The organism is Pseudoalteromonas sp. NEC-BIFX-2020_015 (assembly GCF_012952265.1).
Lineage (GTDB): Bacteria > Pseudomonadota > Gammaproteobacteria > Enterobacterales > Alteromonadaceae > Pseudoalteromonas > Pseudoalteromonas neustonica.
In genome coordinates, this window is sequence record NZ_JABCJL010000019.1 from 57,990 (window position 1) to 74,329 (window position 16,340).

Genomic DNA, 16,340 nt, shown 5'->3' on the forward strand with positions numbered 1-16,340 from the left:
AAGATATGAATAACAAGCAATAATTAGATATAGGAGTACCGGCTCGAATGAGCGAGCAGGATTTGGATTTAGCGCTAGTAAAAAGGGTCCAGCAAGGCGATAAAAATGCCTTCAATCTTTTAGTAAAGAAGTATCAGAATAAAATCGCTGGTTTGATTTCACGTTACGTATCAAATCAAGGTGATATTGCTGATGTAGCACAAGAGGCGTTTATTAAAGCGTATCGTGCTCTTCCTAACTTTAGAGGGGACAGTGCCTTTTATACTTGGTTATACCGTATCGCCGTTAATTGTGCTAAAAATTACTTAGTGGCTCAGGGTCGCAAACCGCCAGCAAATGATATAGATGCTGACGATGCCGAATTTTACGATGGCGCAGATGCAATGCGTTCAAATGCATCCCCTGAAAACTTGTTATTAAGCGAAGAAGTTCGCGCAGTTATTTTTAGCACCATTGATAGTTTGCCTGAAGATCTTAAAACCGCAATCACCCTACGAGAAATCGAAGGGATGAGCTATGAAGAAATAGCAGTGGTGATGGATTGCCCAGTCGGGACGGTGCGTTCGCGTATTTTCCGTGCCCGTGAAGCAATTGATAACAAATTAAACCCATTAATAGGCGAGTCTTAATATGACAAAAGCAGACGTTAACAAGTTGGATAATCAACATCTATCCGCATTACTTGACGGCGAACAACCACTAGAGAATCAAGTGTTAGCATCTGATGATGCTGCTACTTTTGGTCGTTACGCATTGATTGGTGATGCTATGCGTGCTGAGTCAGATAATGCCTTCGTTATAGATATCAGTGATAGCGTTGCAAAAGCACTAGAAAGTGAACCTGTGTATGCTGACTTTAGTCAAAAACAGGCACAGCCTACACCTCTAGTGGCAAACGGCACCGATAATGTAGTGGCATTTAACTGGCGTAAACCAATTTCACAGTTGGCTATTGCAGCCAGTGTGGCAATGTTTGCGATTGTTGGTGTTCAGACTTTGCCACAAGGTGAAAATTCATCGGCGAATGAAATTCCAATGCTACAAACAACACCTTTAACGGGTGTTGCGTCTCCAGTGAGTTATTCATCAGAACCAGCGCTTGAAAATGCAGAGCAAGGTTTACGTGAGTTACAGCAGCAGCGCATAGGCGCTTTAGTTCTTGAGCATCAACGCCAAGCACGAGTTGCATATTCATTAGAAAAAGCCCACACTAAGGCGCAAGCCGAAGAGGAAAAAAACTAATTTAATGAAAGTTCTTACTTTTATTTTGTCGTTGGTATTAATGGCTCCAGCCTTTGCTGACGACGAAAACCCCGCTAAAGAGCTACTGCTCCAGATGGCTGATGCCGTCCACAATCGCAACTTTGATGCCTCTTTTGTTGTCGTCAAAGGTAAAGCGATGGAACCCTATCGTTGGTTACATGCAAAACAAGGTGACACCGAACTTGAGCATTTAAGCTTACTTAATGGTGCTGGCCTAGAAATGGTTAGAATTAATAACCAAGTAACTTATTTTGAGCCTCAATCTGCGCCTTATTCAATTGCTACAGACTCTATTGCAGGTCCAATTCCAGAAGTTCTATTCAAAAATATTGAACGATTAAGTTTGCACTATGATTTTGTTTTAGGGGGTAAAGGACGTATTGCTGGACGTGCTGCTCAATTAGTTCGTATTGAATCAAAAGATGAATATAAGTATAATTATTGGCTCTGGCTAGATGCAGAATCATCCTTGTTGCTTAAATCTGCGTATGTTAATCACGCCGGTGAAATGCTAGAGCAGCTTCAATTAACACATATTAGTGTGACCGAAGAGCCTGCGCCACTGTTATTGGAAATGCTTAATCGTCAATTTCCAACGTCATTACCGGCCGTTGAAGTTTCTAATAAAGAGTCAAAAACAGCGGGTAATAATTGGCAAATCGGTTGGTTACCTGATGGGTTTAGTTTACTTAAATCAGATCGCCATAAATTAGATTTAAACAATGAACTGACTGATTATTATCTATATTCAGATGGTTTTGTTGAAGTGTCGGTGTTTGTTCAACGACCTTTACCAGGGCGCAGACCGAGTGGTTCTTTATCATCAGGAGCTACAACTGTTTATGTTCATAATGCTGGAAGCTTTGATGTGTCGGTGGTGGGAAATATACCAGCAATGACCGCCAAGGCAATTGCTGAGTCGGTTGCAAGACCATTGTAAATTAAAAGCAGATAATGATAGAACAAACCCTTACAGTGGTGTCAATTGATGGCGCCACTGCGCATTTAGAAGCTCAACAAAAAAAAGCTTGCGAAGGCTGTAATGGTCGCTGTGGCTCTCAAGTGTTTGGCAAACTATTTGGCACCGCTAAAAAAACTTTTCCTTACCAATTTGAAACTGTTGTTGCTGTCGGGCAAAAAGTGACACTTGCGCTAGACGATAGCCACATGGTAAAACATGCCTTTGCAGTATATATGCTGCCTTTAGTCTTGGGGTTAGTGTTTTCTCTGATCGCTGCTGAGTTTTTTTCTGCGCCAGAATGGTTACAAATAATTGCCGCTATAAGTGGTGGTTTTACTGGCTTTGCTGTAGCTAAAAGTCGAGTGAAAAGTCTCAAACATGACATCAAAGTAATAAAAATTCATCCAATTAGCCTCCCTTTAACTCAAATAGATGGTGATTGAAGCCAATTAAATGTAAAATTGCGGCTTTATACACTCAATCAATTAAAATAGAAGTTTAGAATCCAGTTTATGAAGCATATCCGTAATTTTTCGATCATCGCCCATATTGACCACGGTAAATCGACCCTTTCTGATCGTTTGATCCAAGTTTGTGGTGGTTTAACTGACCGTGAAATGCAAAAACAAGTATTGGATTCAATGGATATAGAGCGCGAACGTGGCATCACGATTAAAGCGCAAAGTGTAACCTTAAATTATAAAGCAAATGATGGTGAAACTTACCAGCTAAACTTTATCGATACACCAGGACACGTTGATTTTACTTATGAAGTATCACGTTCATTGGCTGCCTGTGAAGGCGCATTACTTGTAGTAGATGCAGGCCAAGGTGTTGAGGCGCAAACATTAGCAAATTGTTATACCGCCATAGAAATGAATTTAGAAGTTATACCAGTACTAAATAAAATCGATTTACCACAAGCAGATCCACTTCGCGTTGCTGAAGAAATTGAAGATATTATTGGTATTGATGCGCTTGATGCTGTGCAATGTAGCGCTAAAACAGGTGTTGGTATTGCTGAAGTTCTTGAAATGATTGTCAGAGATGTACCATCGCCAGAAGGTGATAAAGACGCGCCATTACAAGCATTAATTATCGACTCTTGGTTTGACCCGTATCAAGGTGTTGTATCACTTGTACGTATTAAACACGGTGAACTACGCATCGGCGACAAAATTAAAATCATGTCGAATGAGCATATTCATACTGCAGATCAAGTTGGTGTATTTACACCAAAGCAAACAAACACCGGTATTTTAAGAACTGGCGAAGTAGGCTTTGTTATTGCTGGTATTAAGGAAATACATGGCGCGCCAGTTGGCGATACGATTACCCATCAAAAAAATGCAGCGCCTGCTCGCTTACCTGGTTTTCAAAAAATTAAACCACAAGTATATGCGGGTATGTTCCCTATTGCGTCAGATGAATATGAATCGTTCCGTGATGCCCTGAATAAACTAAGTCTTAACGATGCGTCGTTATTCTTTGAACCAGAGAATTCTACCGCACTTGGTTTTGGTTTTCGTTGTGGCTTTTTAGGCATGCTGCACATGGAAATTATTCAAGAGCGTTTAGAACGTGAATACGATATTGATCTAATTACCACTGCGCCTACTGTAATCTATGAAATAGTAACAAAAGAAGGTACTTTTCAGATTGATAATCCGTCTGACCTTCCGGCAGTAAATGATATTCAAGAAATTCGAGAGCCAATTGTAGAAGCAAATATCCTTGTTCCTCAAGAGTACTTAGGTAATGTTATTACCCTATGTATAGAGAAACGAGGTATGCAAACTAAAATGAGTTACCACGGTAAACAAGTAGCCGTAACGTATGAGCTACCAATGGCTGAAGTAGTAATGGACTTTTTTGATAAATTAAAGTCAACCAGCCGTGGTTTTGCATCGCTTGATTACAACTTTAAGCGTTTTCAAACGTCAGACATGGTACGTGTTGATATTTTAATAAATGCTGAGCGTGTTGATGCACTTGCGATTATTGTACACAGAGACAGTGCACAATCTCGTGGTCGTCAGTTAGCTGATGCACTTAAAGAGCTTATTCCACGTCAAATGTTTGATATTGCAATTCAGGCGGCAATTGGCGCGCATGTTATTGCACGTACAACCGTTAAGCAGTTACGTAAAAATGTAATCGCCAAGTGTTACGGTGGTGACGTAAGTCGTAAGAAAAAACTGCTTAAAAAGCAAAAAGATGGTAAAAAACGTATGAAGCAAGTTGGTAATGTTGAAGTGCCACAAGAAGCGTTTTTAGCAATTCTTAAAGTTGGTAAGTAAGGCTTCGTAACCCAGTTTCGTAAGAGAAAGGATTTAATGTATGGCAGGTTATTTTTCAATATTTTTAGTGCTATTAACATTAGGCTCAGGCTTAATTTGGTTAATTGACCATCTAATGTTTGCGCCAAAAAGACAGCAACGCTTAGCTCTTGCACAAAGTTCTGCTGGCGGCGAGCTAGATGAAGAAACTGCCGCATTAATTGCGCCTGAGCCGACATTGACAGAGACTGCTAAGTCGATTTTCCCGATGATCGCAGCAATTACTATTTTTAGGTCGTTTTTATTTGAACCGTTTCAAATTCCGTCAGGTTCAATGATGCCTACCTTGTTAGTGGGTGACTTTATTTTAGTGCAAAAGTATTCTTATGGGGTGAAAGACCCTGTATGGCGTACTCAATTAGTCGATGTTGCTGAACCTGAACGCGGTGATATAGTGGTATTTAAATATCCATTAGATGAACGTATAGATTATATTAAACGAGCTATTGGTTTGCCTGGTGATAAAATTGTTTACCGTAACAAGCGTTTATATATTCAACCAAATTGCGCAGAGGGTGAAACTCAGCAGGGCGATTTATTGTGTAATGAGTATAATAAGATTGATATGGAAATCATCAATCGTGATGAATTTAAGCAAGGCTCTATGGATTTAGTGCGTTTAAATGAAAATTTAACGACGCTAAAACATGATATTTTAATAAACCCAGAAGCGCTGGAAATGAAAGGGCGTTACTATCAACAGCCGGGTACACGTTCTGATGAATGGGTAGTACCGGCTGATCATTATTTTATGATGGGTGACAACCGCGATAACAGCCAAGATAGTCGCGTATGGGGCTTTGTGCCAAAAGAAAACTTGGTGGGTAAAGCTGTCTTTATATGGATGAGTTTTGAATTTGATAATGGCCCAGATGACATTGTACCAGGCTGGGTTCCAACTGGTGTTCGTTTTGAACGCCTAGGTAATATTCAGTAACAATGAAAAAAAATGTAACAGAGCTATATAGCAAAATAGGGTATACCTTTATTGATCAAGCATTGCTTGAGCAGGCGATGACCCATCGCAGCCATAAAGGACAACATAACGAGCGCCTAGAGTTTTTAGGTGATTCAATTTTAAGTTTTGTCATTGCAAATGCATTATATGGCAAATTCCCTAAAGCCCGAGAAGGTGACTTGAGCCGTATGCGCTCAACGCTTGTTCGTGGTCAAACGTTAGCCGAATTTGGCTTGGAGTTTGGTTTAGGTGATTACCTGCGTTTAGGTCCAGGTGAGCTTAAAAGTGGCGGCTTTCGACGTGAGTCAACTTTAGCTGATGCGGTTGAAGCCATAATCGGTGCTGTATTTTTAGATGCAGGTATAGATGTTTGTGGTGATTTAATTTTGGCTTGGTACGAACCTCGCCTTGATGCTATTTCACCAGGCTTAAACCAAAAAGACCCTAAAACGCTATTACAAGAGTATTTACAAGCTCGAAAACTACCTTTGCCAGGCTACACCGTAGTTGATACTAAAGGTCAGGCGCACAATCAAACATTCACGGTAGAATGTATAGTTGAAGGTATGGATAGCATCATCTCAGTAGGTAGTTCACGTCGTAAGGCTGAACAAAAAGCCGCTGAAAAAGCACTTAAGATACTTAAAAATGAACCTTGATACACTGATCCAGCCTCATACAGGTGAAGTTGATACGTTTTGCGGCATGGTCGCCATTGTTGGTCGACCAAACGTAGGTAAATCTACGTTGCTAAACGAAATTATTGAACAAAAAGTGAGTATAACCTCACGCAAACCGCAAACAACGCGCCACCGTATCATGGGTATTCATACCGAAGGTAAGCATCAGGCTGTTTACGTCGATACACCGGGGCTGCACGTTGAAGAAAAGCGTGCCATTAACCGTTTAATGAATCGCGCAGCATCTAGCTCAATCGGTGATGTAGAACTTATTATATTTGTTGTTGAAGGCACTCATTGGAATGCTGACGATGACATGGTGCTAAATAAAGTATCACAAAGCGGTAAACCAGTATTATTGGTTATTAATAAAATAGACCAAGTAAAGGACCGTGATCTTGTACTGCCACATATGAAGTGGTTAGGTGACAAGTTTGATTTTGTTGGTATTATGCCCGTATCTGCGACGCAGGGTAAAAATATTAACCTAATCAAAGATGAAGTAACAAAACGTTTACCACCGTGTGAGTTTTACTTTCCTGAAGATTATGTAACCGATCGCTCAATGCGCTTTATGGCGGCTGAAGTGATCCGTGAAAAGTTAATGCGTTTTATGGGTGAGGAATTACCTTATTCAGTAACTGTCGAAATTGAGCAGTTTAAATGGCAAGAAAACGGCATTTGGCATATCAATGGCTTAATCTTGGTTGAGCGTGAAACTCAAAAACGCATGGTAATTGGTAACAAAGGCGAAAAGCTGAAAGTTATTGGCCGTGAAGCACGTAAGGATCTTGAAGAAATGCTCGACAACAAAGTATTTTTAGAGCTTTGGGTGAAAGTTAAATCAGGTTGGGCTGACGATGAGCGTGCACTTCGCAGCTTAGGTTACGGTGAAGATTAATCACTTAAGTTACCGTTATGGATAGCGACTTCTACACGGCATATTTATTACATCGGCGTCCTTTTAGTGACTCGCAAGTAATGCTTGATATGCTGGTAGAAGGCGTTGGACAACTACGAATGCTTGCTCGCATAAGTGGTCGCCAGTCAACCAAACATAAAGCGCAGCTGCAACCTTTCCAAGCATTACTCGTAAACTATACGGGTAAAAATGATCTTAAATACATTCAACGTTTCGAATTGCATGGTACGCAATCTCCTTTAGTAGGCGATCAGCTTTACTGCGGCTTCTACTTAAATGAGTTAACAAATCGGATTGTGCCAATCAATGAGCCCATTGATCATGCCTATGAGCTTTATCGAACACACTTACAGCAGCTAACTAAGCACCCTAATTTGCAAGCCGTATTACGCTCTTATGAATTTCAGTTACTAGAGCTTTTGGGTTATGGCGTTGATTTTAGTTTTGATGCCGCAGGCGATCCAATCACCTCAAAACAAACGTATAGTTATTTTGCTGAATATGGCTTTGTTGCACAGGAAAATCATGGTAGTGGCTTTTTAGGGGCGCAATTAAATGCGATTGCTGCTCATGACTTTAGTGCGCCGGATGTGTTATATATGGCAAAACAATTAAGTCGTCATTTAATGAAACCCTTACTGGGTAAAAAACCATTAAAAAGTAGAGAGCTTTTTAAACCGCAATCTTAGTACGGTATTTTTAACCGTTATTTTTACAGGTAAAAAAATGAAAGATATTCTTTTGGGTATAAACGTTGATCATATTGCTACTTTACGCCAAGCCCGCGGTACTAGTTACCCGGATCCAGCTCATGCGGCAAGTGTTGCGGAGCATGCTGGTGCTGATGGGATCACCATTCATTTGCGTGAAGATCGCCGTCATATTCAAGATCGTGACGTATATGTGATGGCTAAAACAATTCAAACGCGTATGAACCTTGAAATAGCTGTTACTGATGAAATGATTGATATTGCGTTGGATGTAAAACCGGCTTACGTTTGCTTAGTACCAGAAAAACGGGAAGAGTTAACTACCGAAGGTGGCTTAGATGTTGTGGGTAACTTAGATAAAATTAAAGCCGCAACTGCAAAGCTGAGTGATGCAGGAATTAAAGTTTCATTATTTATTGACGCAGATAAAGCGCAATTAGATGCCGCTAAAGCATGTAATGCTCCTTACGTTGAAATACATACTGGCGCTTATGCAGATGCGCAAACTGACGCAGAGATGAGCAAAGAGCTTGAACATATTCGACAAGGTGTGAAATATGCGACAGGTTTAGGGCTAATCGTCAATGCAGGGCATGGCCTTCATTATCACAACGTGAAGCCGATTGCTGCGATGGAAGAGATTTACGAGTTAAATATTGGCCACGCAATTGTTGCGCGTGCAGCCATTGATGGTTTAGATAAAGCAGTACGTGACATGAAGCGACTAATGCTTGAAGCACGAGCTTAAAGTTTAAAAATAGCGTAAAAAAGCACCGCGAAATGCGGTGCTTTACTTTATACGAGGTGATTAAAACTGGACCTTGATGCCCATTTTAAATTTACGACCAAGTACGTCATAATTACTTGGGAAAGTATTACCTGAGTTAGCTCTTGTACTTCCAGCTTCCCCACCTACTACCGGTGGCTCTTTTTCTAGGATGTTGTCAATACCAAAATTTACTATAATATTTTCAGTTGCGTGATAGCTTGCAAATAAATCGAAGTAATCATAGCTTTCAATACTTCTAAATTTCTCGAAGGAATTGGCAGCTTGTGAAAGTTCCATATCAACGCCATCTATATGGCGCCATTGTAATGACATTGTTAAGTCTTCCCATACCCAACTGGTACGTTGCACCCAACGCAGTTCTGAAACAGGATCACAGCTTGTACTGAATTTACCTTTACAATCAATTACTGGCGTTAAATCACCGCTTTGGGATTCTTGGGTTAGGTATTTGTTTACATTACCTGAAAATTGTAGCTCCCCCATTTCCTCCATCATTACAGAGAAATTAAAGCCAAGTTCAATACCTTCAGCACGTTGATTTTTTTTGTTAACAGTAAACTGTTCAATACCTGCTCCAGCAATAGTTAAAGCACCACCAACACGGTTTATTTTGTTACATGAAGCAGTGTCTGCTCTTTCATAGCATGCGTCGAGTATTTCTTGTGCTGAAAATTCACCAATTACATCATCAATATCAATATCATAATAGTCTAACGTGATAGTAAAGTTTTCTAGCGTATCAAGTTCAGGCGTCCATACAATACCTGCGGTAAATGTAGACGCCTCTTCTGCGCCAGGTGCATTTAGCGGATCTGTACCACTAATTACTTGAACCTGCCCAGAGATTACATTTTGGACACTACCGACTTGAGCTTCACTCATACCTGTAGACATACAAAGTTGCTTTAACGCATCATTAATATCATCTTTATTGGCTTTTGAACATGGATCTTGTCGAGCATTATCAAGACCAGTAACAACTGGAGAAGCAATTTCACCAACATTAGGTGCGCGAGTTGCTTGTTGTTGCATTACACGAACTAAAACATCACTCACAGGCCGCCAGTTCAAGCCTAGTTTCCATGTTTCATTGCTACCAACGCTATCATAATCTGCCCAGCGAAAACCAAATTCAACATCCAGAGTTTCAGCACCAGGCAAACCATCTAAAATAGGTAAGTAGCCTTCCATAAATAGCTCATCGACAGAGAAACCACCAGAGATAGGTTGCAGATTGCCTCCTGCACCACCTTGACAACTTGCAGGTGCAAGTTTTAAACATTCATCAGGTTCGAATAGACCTTTTTCTTTACGCTTTTCATAGCCAAAGCTCATTGCCAGCGGAGCGCCAGCACCAGGGATTTCAATAAAGTCTAGAGAGCCGTTAACGGTAGCTGTGAAAATTTCTTGGCTATATTTTTGCTGTTGTAATGCTATTGCTTGAGCATAGCCTGACATTTCTTCAGTGATAGTACCAAAACCACCGAATAGATTAATAGGAACACAGCTTGCGTCACCATTTTTACAGGTCACACCATCTGTCGTATCGAGAGCATTTTGAATATTCGTTAAATTTGTATAACCGCCACGAACTGTTGTACGATTTGATTCACCATACTGGTAACTTACATCATATTGCCAATCATCTAAAAAGTAGCCAGTCATGCCAGTAACTAGCTGAAATTGGGTACTGTCAAAACGTTCTGTTCGTGCACCGAGCTCTAGAGTACGTCTTCTTAATTGTACTGATAGGTAATCGGCTTCATCAACAACACCATTACCATTAACATCTTGCCAATTAGTACCATCTAATGTACCTGCCGCTAATGCTTGTGCAGCACCGTCTAGCATAAATTGACGTGCTTGATCACCGATGAGCGGGTTTGCTAATGGTAAATTAAATACCGCACCAAAAGTGCCTGAAGGGGCTACCTGAGTATCAACGCTGGTACTAGTAAAGTTGACTGATGAATAAACTTGATGGTCATCTGTTATGTTGTAGCTACCAAGAGCCGTTGCTGAATATCTTTCTGACGGTGTTTGGTAGAAATTATATGGGTTGAAATTGAACACACTACAGTCTGTAGCTGCCAAGGTACCATCGTTTCTAAACTGACCACTTCCAGTATCACCAGCACCAACAATTGCAAACCGAGTTGGGAATGCGGTAGTCGAACCACCACTTTCAACTGAGTTTGGACCACTACAAGCATCAGGTGCTGGAACTGGAGGCTCGCCATTTAAAAATTCTTGATAGTTGGCGCCGCTTCCCGTTTCAATCCCTAATAAGCCTAAGGGTCTGTCTCCTAGTAAAATCTGATCACGTTTCATCCAGCCAAGAGATAAAACAACGTTGCCCTTATCATCGGCAAGGTTTGAGCCTAAAGTTAAGCTAAAGCTGTCTTTATCGCCATCACCTTCACCTGTTTCTGAATGCTTTGCATCAAAAACAACTCCTTGAAAGTCATCTTTGAGTACAATGTTTACAGCACCAGCTATTGCATCTGAACCATATACAGCAGACGCACCACCAGTAACAAGGTCAATTCTTTCTATAAGTGCGCTAGGAATTACAGAGGTATCAACTTCACCATCATAGTTAAATGGAATCATCCTGCGACCATTCATTAATACTAATGATCGTTCGGCGCCTAAACCTCTTAAGTTGATGGTTGAAGCTCCTGCAGAACCGTTATTCGCGTTACTGCCATCTCCGGGAACCGTTGCAGGTAAGCTTCTTAATATTTGCTCAACTTCAGGCTCTTGTTGAAAACCAAGTTCTTTTTCACCAATTGAAATAATAGGGCTGGCTGACACTGCACCAGGTTGTCTGATACGACTACCAGTAATTGAAATGACTTCTAAGTCTTTGTCTACCTTAGTTTCTTCCGCCGCTGAAATTGGCGCATAAATAAGTGCAGTTGAAACAACACCTGCGCTAAACGCATGCTTTACGGCAAGCGATATTTTATTCTTTAACATTGTAATCTCCCAAGTATTTATAATGATTATACCAAATACTGCAACGTTCCTTTTAGGGGACATTAATTTAGCCACTACAATATATAGTAACTAAATCAGGTATTACAAATTTTTTACTAAAATTTAAAGAGTGTTGCTTTTGTGTTTGTTCGTTTGGTGGGGGGTTATTCGTAGTAATTTGTTTTTTAACAATGGCTTAAGTGAAAACGACTCAAGAGAGTCGTTTTTATTATTATTTAAAACTTACCGTGTTAACAGTTTGTTTCTTCAGCATTTACACCTTCTTTTACTTTTTCACAGGCGTCTTCGACTTTGTTTTGTACATCGGTTACAGCTTCATCTATGCGCTCACCTGCTTCTTCTGCGTGATTGTCTTCACAACCCATAATAAAAAAACTAGCGAAAAGGGCGATAACGGCTGTTTTTACTGTTGTAGATTTCATAATGTAATTCCTTGTAAATAAATATAGTGGTAATACTGTTGCGTTACTTTGTCTCAGCTACTTGGGCACGTTGCCACGTAGTGCGCCTGATACAAGAGAGATAACTAACAATACTAAAAAGATAAAAAATATAATCTTAGCAATTCCTGCTGCGGCACCTGCGATGCCACCAAAACCTAACACTGCAGCAATAAGTGCAATAACTAAAAATGTAATTGTCCAGCGTAACATTGTTTTCTCCTTGGTTAATTTGTACATATTAGATAATGCCATTTACATGCCAATATTAAAGTCCTTTAAAATCAATCGCTTGATTATTCATTCGTTATAGGGATCAGTTTCATAGGAAATATTTACACGCTTTATGTGTAACTTGTTCTTAAGTAAAAAAAGGAATGTAAAATCACCATGCTATTGGTAAGACCAATTAATTTAAGTGGTTTTTAGAAAAGAAATATTATCAAATATAGAGACTGCATAAATAGGGATGGAGCTTTGCATTCTATAGCTTATAAGTTTTGGCTATATTCGCTATTTTTATCATCTATATCTTGAAAAATAATAGCGATTTGTCGGGTGTTAAATTTAATGTGGGTATGTTAGCTTTATATTAATTGGTTTTACCAATTTACAAAGTGTTGGAAGTGGTTAATTACTTTGATATGATTGTTGCATAGTTATTTATATAAAGTGGTTTTTTACCTGCTTTTGTTGCTTTGTTAACTATCAGGTATTGAATATATAAAGGGGCAGAGTATGAATATAGGTGAGTTACTAGCGACAGCAGCAAATTTGATGGCAACAGGCATGGTGGGCGTTTTTGTTTTTCTTTCATTGTTGATTTCAGCAATTGTATTAATGTCTAAGGTGGCGAGTCGTTTTGAGCAACCTATAGATGTACCAGCTCGTGCGCCATCAATCAAAGCGCAAGGTGTGCCAGATGCACACATTGCCGCAATTAGTGCTGCCATCGCTCAGTACAAAAATAAACAAAAATTATAAGGGGTGACTTATGGCTAAATTAAAACTAACAGAACTGGTACTTCGTGATGCTCATCAATCATTATTAGCAACGCGTATGCGTTTAGATGACATGTTACCTATTGCTGAAAAACTTGATGATGCAGGTTATTGGTCGATCGAATCATGGGGCGGTGCAACATTTGATTCGTGTATTCGCTATTTAGGAGAAGATCCATGGGAGCGTATTCGCGCCCTTAAAAAAGCAATGCCGAATACAAAGCAACAAATGCTGTTACGTGGTCAAAATCTTTTAGGTTACCGTCATTATGCTGATGATGTGGTAGAAAAATTTGTTGAGCGTGCACATAAAAATGGTGTAGATGTCTTTCGTATTTTTGATGCAATGAATGACGTGCGTAATTTAGAAACGGCAATCAAAGCCGCAATCAAAGTTGGTGCCCATGCACAAGGTACAATTTCATACACAGTAAGCCCAGTCCATACACTGGAGATGTGGCTAACACTTGCAAAACAGCTTGAAGATCTTGGTTGTCATTCAATTTGTATCAAAGATATGGCAGGTTTACTTAACCCATATGATGCTGAAAAGTTGATTAAAGGTTTAAAAGAAACGGTTTCTATACCAATTGCAATGCAATGTCATGCAACAACAGGTTTAAGTACAGCAACCTATCAAAAAGCGATTGATGCTGGCATCGATATGCTTGATACCGCTATTTCCTCAATGAGTATGACTTATGGACACAGTGCAACAGAGACCATTGTTTCTATAGTTGAAGGAACTGAGCGCGATACTGAACTTGATTTGAATCAGCTCGAAGAGATTGCCGCTTACTTCCGTGATGTACGTAAAAAGTATGCTGCATTTGAAGGCAGTTTAAAAGGTGTTGATGGTCGTATATTATTAGCGCAAGTGCCTGGCGGCATGTTAACTAACATGGAAAATCAACTTAAAGAGCAAGGCGCAGCAGATAAACTTGATCAAGTGTTGCTTGAAATACCACGCGTTCGTGAAGATTTAGGCTTCTTGCCTTTAGTGACACCTACCTCGCAAATTGTAGGCACACAAGCTGTTTTAAATGTACTGACGGGTGAGCGTTATAAAACAATCACTAAAGAAACGGCAGGTGTATTAAAAGGTGAGTACGGAGCAACACCAGCGCCAATGAATAAAGAGCTGCAAGAGCGCGTGCTTGATGGTGCAGACGTTATTACTTGTCGTCCTGCTGATTTATTAAAACCAGAACTTGAGACGCTGCAAGCTGAGTTATTAAAAGAAGCACAAGAGCAAGGTTTAATACTTGCTGATGAGCAAATAGACGACGTGCTAACGTATGCATTATTTCCACAAATTGGTTTGAAATTCATTAAAAACCGTAACAACCCTGATGCATTCGAAGCAATACCTGCGGCCCCAACGGCTCAATCAGAAAAACCAACTAAAACGAATAATAAAACAGTCACTGCTGAGCAGTACAGCGTAAAAGTTGATGGTAAAGTTTATGATGTAGTTGTTGCTCAAGGCGGTGAACTAAAAGAAGTTACTTTAAAAGACAGTGAGTTAATTCCCCAGTCTGCCTCAGTCGCATCAGGGGAGACATTGAATGCACCTCTTGCCGGTAATATCTTTAAAATTAAAGTTAAAGCAGGGCAAACGGTTAACGAAGGTGATGTAGTAATGATCATGGAAGCCATGAAAATGGAAACAGAGATCCGCGCTACACATGCAGGTACAATTGCTCAGATCCTAGTTTCTGAAGGTGACTCGGTTGTCACGGGTGATGCCATGATTTCATTAGCCTAGGAGTAAAGTAGGATGGAAGCATTATTGAATCTCTGGCATGCCACAGGTATTGCGAACTTTACATTTCCGGCATTGATTATGATTGCGGTGGGGTGCTTGTTATTGTATCTCGCAATTACACGTAATTTTGAACCATTACTATTATTACCTATTGGCTTTGGCGCAATATTAACAAATATTCCTTTAGCGGGTTTATCAGACCCCGGCGGATTATTATATTACGTTTATCACATTGGTATTGATACAGGTGTATTTCCGTTATTAATATTCATGGGCGTTGGTGCGCTCACTGACTTTAGCGCCTTGATTGCTAACCCACGTATGTTATTGCTTGGTGCGGCGGCTCAGTTTGGTATTTTCGCGACATTATTCGGTGCTATCTTATTAAACTATGTACCAGGATTCGAATTTACTTTGCAGGATGCATCGGCAATCGCAATTATAGGTGGCGCAGATGGCCCTACGGCAATTTTCTTAGCCTCAAAGCTTGCTCCTGATTTACTTGGTGCAATCGCGGTTGCGGCTTATTCATATATGGCGTTGGTGCCAATTATTCAGCCACCAATCATGCGCGCACTAACAACACCAGAAGAGCGTCAAATTAAGATGCCACAGCTTCGTACAGTATCGAAAAAGGAAAAAATTATTTTCCCTCTAATGGTATTAAGCTTAACCATCTTATTTTTACCAGCGGCAACACCATTAGTTGGTATGTTCTGCTTAGGTAACTTAATGCGTGAATCAGGTGTGGTAGATCGTTTAAGTAACAGTGCTCAAAACGAGATTATTAATATTACAACGATTTTCCTCGGTTTAGCTGTTGGCTCTAAGTTAGCGGCCGATAAATTTTTAACCATAGAAACAATAGGTATTTTAGTTTTAGGTGCCTTAGCATTCTCTATCGGTACTGCATCGGGTGTATTTATGGCAAAAGGAATGAACAAGTTTTCTAAATCGCCAATTAATCCACTTATAGGCGCCGCAGGAGTATCAGCAGTCCCTATGGCTGCGCGGGTTGTAAATAAGGTTGGCCTTGAAAATAACCCACATAACTTCTTGTTAATGCATGCTATGGGCCCCAATGTAGCGGGTGTATTAGGCAGTGCAGTCGCTGCTGGTATTTTGTTAGCATTGGTAGGCTAACAATAACTAAATAAGATTTACTTCCAACCGACTGGCGCAGTGTAGACTGCGCTTTTTTTTTGCCCTTAGGGTCTGTTGACCTTTCAGGGTTGAAATTTGCTCAAACTAGGGGCGATTTAATCGCGGCGCGAGATTTGTAACCTAGTGGGCTCGATAACTGCTCCTGCGTTATTCTACTTACTCACATCCATGTGATAATAAGTAAAAATCGAGCAAAGCTTCCGCGTCCTGCTCACGCCCTTTACCTACATCCGTGTAGGCAACAAAGAGTTAATCGCCCCTAGGCAAAACCCTTCGGGGAGCGCGTGTTTGGCATTTATGCCGCGTTATCGCCTATTTATGGGGGATAACCACACTACAT

General features: G+C 40.3%; 16 protein-coding genes. 13 read left to right on the top strand and 3 right to left on the bottom strand.

Annotation, left to right across the window (positions count from 1 at the left end; translation table 11 throughout):
* The first annotated feature begins 47 nt into the window (after positions 1 to 47).
* The 10 genes from rpoE to pdxJ all read left to right on the top strand — a co-directional run bounded on the left by rpoE (position 48) and on the right by pdxJ (position 8,581).
* Positions 48 to 629, top strand: coding sequence for an RNA polymerase sigma factor RpoE (rpoE, locus tag HH219_RS14445; protein WP_054205403.1), 582 nt, complete (start codon positions 48 to 50; stop codon positions 627 to 629).
* A gap of 1 nt (position 630) precedes the next feature.
* Complete coding sequence (locus HH219_RS14450) at positions 631 to 1,242, top strand: RseA family anti-sigma factor (RefSeq protein ID WP_169327869.1); 612 nt, start codon at positions 631 to 633, stop codon at positions 1,240 to 1,242.
* A 4-nt stretch (positions 1,243 to 1,246) separates the two neighbouring features.
* A complete protein-coding gene (locus HH219_RS14455) occupies positions 1,247 to 2,203 on the top strand; it encodes a MucB/RseB C-terminal domain-containing protein (RefSeq protein WP_054205405.1) in 957 nt (318 codons plus the stop codon).
* A gap of 14 nt (positions 2,204 to 2,217) precedes the next feature.
* A complete protein-coding gene (locus HH219_RS14460) occupies positions 2,218 to 2,667 on the top strand; it encodes a SoxR reducing system RseC family protein (protein WP_054205406.1) in 450 nt (149 codons plus the stop codon).
* A 69-nt stretch (positions 2,668 to 2,736) separates the two neighbouring features.
* The gene (gene lepA / locus HH219_RS14465) at positions 2,737 to 4,524 is read left to right on the top strand and encodes a translation elongation factor 4 (protein ID WP_054205407.1); all 1,788 of its coding nucleotides are present in this window, start codon (positions 2,737 to 2,739) and stop codon (positions 4,522 to 4,524) included.
* A 40-nt stretch (positions 4,525 to 4,564) separates the two neighbouring features.
* Positions 4,565 to 5,500: a signal peptidase I gene (lepB, locus tag HH219_RS14470; protein ID WP_054205408.1), complete on the top strand. Its 936-nt coding sequence runs from the start codon at positions 4,565 to 4,567 to the stop codon at positions 5,498 to 5,500.
* A 2-nt stretch (positions 5,501 to 5,502) separates the two neighbouring features.
* Positions 5,503 to 6,180: a ribonuclease III gene (gene rnc, locus HH219_RS14475; RefSeq protein ID WP_054205409.1), complete on the top strand. Its 678-nt coding sequence runs from the start codon at positions 5,503 to 5,505 to the stop codon at positions 6,178 to 6,180.
* Positions 6,170 to 7,102, top strand: a complete 933-nt coding sequence (era, locus tag HH219_RS14480) for a GTPase Era (protein ID WP_054205410.1) — start codon at positions 6,170 to 6,172, stop codon at positions 7,100 to 7,102. The genes rnc and era overlap by 11 nt, the downstream gene beginning before the upstream one ends.
* Before the next feature lie 17 nt (positions 7,103 to 7,119).
* A complete protein-coding gene (recO, locus tag HH219_RS14485; protein ID WP_169327870.1) occupies positions 7,120 to 7,812 on the top strand; it encodes a DNA repair protein RecO in 693 nt (230 codons plus the stop codon).
* Positions 7,813 to 7,849: 37 nt separating this feature from the next.
* Positions 7,850 to 8,581, top strand: a complete 732-nt coding sequence (gene pdxJ, locus HH219_RS14490; protein ID WP_169327871.1) for a pyridoxine 5'-phosphate synthase — start codon at positions 7,850 to 7,852, stop codon at positions 8,579 to 8,581.
* A gap of 60 nt (positions 8,582 to 8,641) precedes the next feature.
* Here the strand turns inward: pdxJ and HH219_RS14495 are convergent, their stop codons facing one another.
* The 3 genes from HH219_RS14495 to HH219_RS14505 form a co-directional block, all read right to left on the bottom strand.
* Positions 8,642 to 11,605: a TonB-dependent receptor gene (locus tag HH219_RS14495; protein WP_169327872.1), complete on the bottom strand. Its 2,964-nt coding sequence runs from the start codon at positions 11,603 to 11,605 to the stop codon at positions 8,642 to 8,644.
* 251 nt (positions 11,606 to 11,856) lie between these two features.
* Positions 11,857 to 12,048, bottom strand: coding sequence for a hypothetical protein (locus HH219_RS14500; protein WP_054205413.1), 192 nt, complete (start codon positions 12,046 to 12,048; stop codon positions 11,857 to 11,859).
* A gap of 57 nt (positions 12,049 to 12,105) precedes the next feature.
* Complete coding sequence (locus tag HH219_RS14505) at positions 12,106 to 12,279, bottom strand: DUF1328 family protein (RefSeq protein ID WP_064485886.1); 174 nt, start codon at positions 12,277 to 12,279, stop codon at positions 12,106 to 12,108.
* 525 nt (positions 12,280 to 12,804) lie between these two features.
* Between HH219_RS14505 and HH219_RS14510 the strand changes: the two genes are divergently transcribed.
* Genes HH219_RS14510 through HH219_RS14520 form a run of 3 tightly spaced genes read left to right on the top strand, consistent with a single transcriptional unit; the run spans position 12,805 to position 15,979 of the window.
* Complete coding sequence (locus HH219_RS14510; RefSeq protein ID WP_054453205.1) at positions 12,805 to 13,050, top strand: OadG family transporter subunit; 246 nt, start codon at positions 12,805 to 12,807, stop codon at positions 13,048 to 13,050.
* Positions 13,051 to 13,060: 10 nt separating this feature from the next.
* Positions 13,061 to 14,836, top strand: a complete 1,776-nt coding sequence (gene oadA, locus HH219_RS14515; protein ID WP_169327873.1) for a sodium-extruding oxaloacetate decarboxylase subunit alpha — start codon at positions 13,061 to 13,063, stop codon at positions 14,834 to 14,836.
* Positions 14,837 to 14,848: 12 nt separating this feature from the next.
* Positions 14,849 to 15,979, top strand: coding sequence for a sodium ion-translocating decarboxylase subunit beta (locus HH219_RS14520; protein ID WP_169327874.1), 1,131 nt, complete (start codon positions 14,849 to 14,851; stop codon positions 15,977 to 15,979).
* The last annotated feature ends 361 nt before the right edge of the window (positions 15,980 to 16,340 follow it).

Excerpts from the sequence above, each read along its gene's own strand:
- lepB (WP_054205408.1), top strand. The coding sequence starts at position 4,565 with ATGGCAGGTTATTTTTCAATATTTTTAGTGCTATTAACATTAGGCTCA.
- era (WP_054205410.1), top strand. The coding sequence starts at position 6,170 with ATGAACCTTGATACACTGATCCAGCCTCATACAGGTGAAGTTGATACG.
- HH219_RS14520 (WP_169327874.1), top strand. The coding sequence starts at position 14,849 with ATGGAAGCATTATTGAATCTCTGGCATGCCACAGGTATTGCGAACTTT.
- HH219_RS14500 (WP_054205413.1), bottom strand. The coding sequence starts at position 12,048 with ATGAAATCTACAACAGTAAAAACAGCCGTTATCGCCCTTTTCGCTAGT.
- rpoE (WP_054205403.1), top strand. The coding sequence starts at position 48 with ATGAGCGAGCAGGATTTGGATTTAGCGCTAGTAAAAAGGGTCCAGCAA.
- HH219_RS14505 (WP_064485886.1), bottom strand. The coding sequence starts at position 12,279 with ATGTTACGCTGGACAATTACATTTTTAGTTATTGCACTTATTGCTGCA.
- recO (WP_169327870.1), top strand. The coding sequence starts at position 7,120 with ATGGATAGCGACTTCTACACGGCATATTTATTACATCGGCGTCCTTTT.
- HH219_RS14450 (WP_169327869.1), top strand. The coding sequence starts at position 631 with ATGACAAAAGCAGACGTTAACAAGTTGGATAATCAACATCTATCCGCA.
- HH219_RS14460 (WP_054205406.1), top strand. The coding sequence starts at position 2,218 with ATGATAGAACAAACCCTTACAGTGGTGTCAATTGATGGCGCCACTGCG.
- pdxJ (WP_169327871.1), top strand. The coding sequence starts at position 7,850 with ATGAAAGATATTCTTTTGGGTATAAACGTTGATCATATTGCTACTTTA.
- HH219_RS14510 (WP_054453205.1), top strand. The coding sequence starts at position 12,805 with ATGAATATAGGTGAGTTACTAGCGACAGCAGCAAATTTGATGGCAACA.
- rnc (WP_054205409.1), top strand. The coding sequence starts at position 5,503 with ATGAAAAAAAATGTAACAGAGCTATATAGCAAAATAGGGTATACCTTT.
- HH219_RS14495 (WP_169327872.1), bottom strand. The coding sequence starts at position 11,605 with ATGTTAAAGAATAAAATATCGCTTGCCGTAAAGCATGCGTTTAGCGCA.
- lepA (WP_054205407.1), top strand. The coding sequence starts at position 2,737 with ATGAAGCATATCCGTAATTTTTCGATCATCGCCCATATTGACCACGGT.
- oadA (WP_169327873.1), top strand. The coding sequence starts at position 13,061 with ATGGCTAAATTAAAACTAACAGAACTGGTACTTCGTGATGCTCATCAA.
- HH219_RS14455 (WP_054205405.1), top strand. The coding sequence starts at position 1,247 with ATGAAAGTTCTTACTTTTATTTTGTCGTTGGTATTAATGGCTCCAGCC.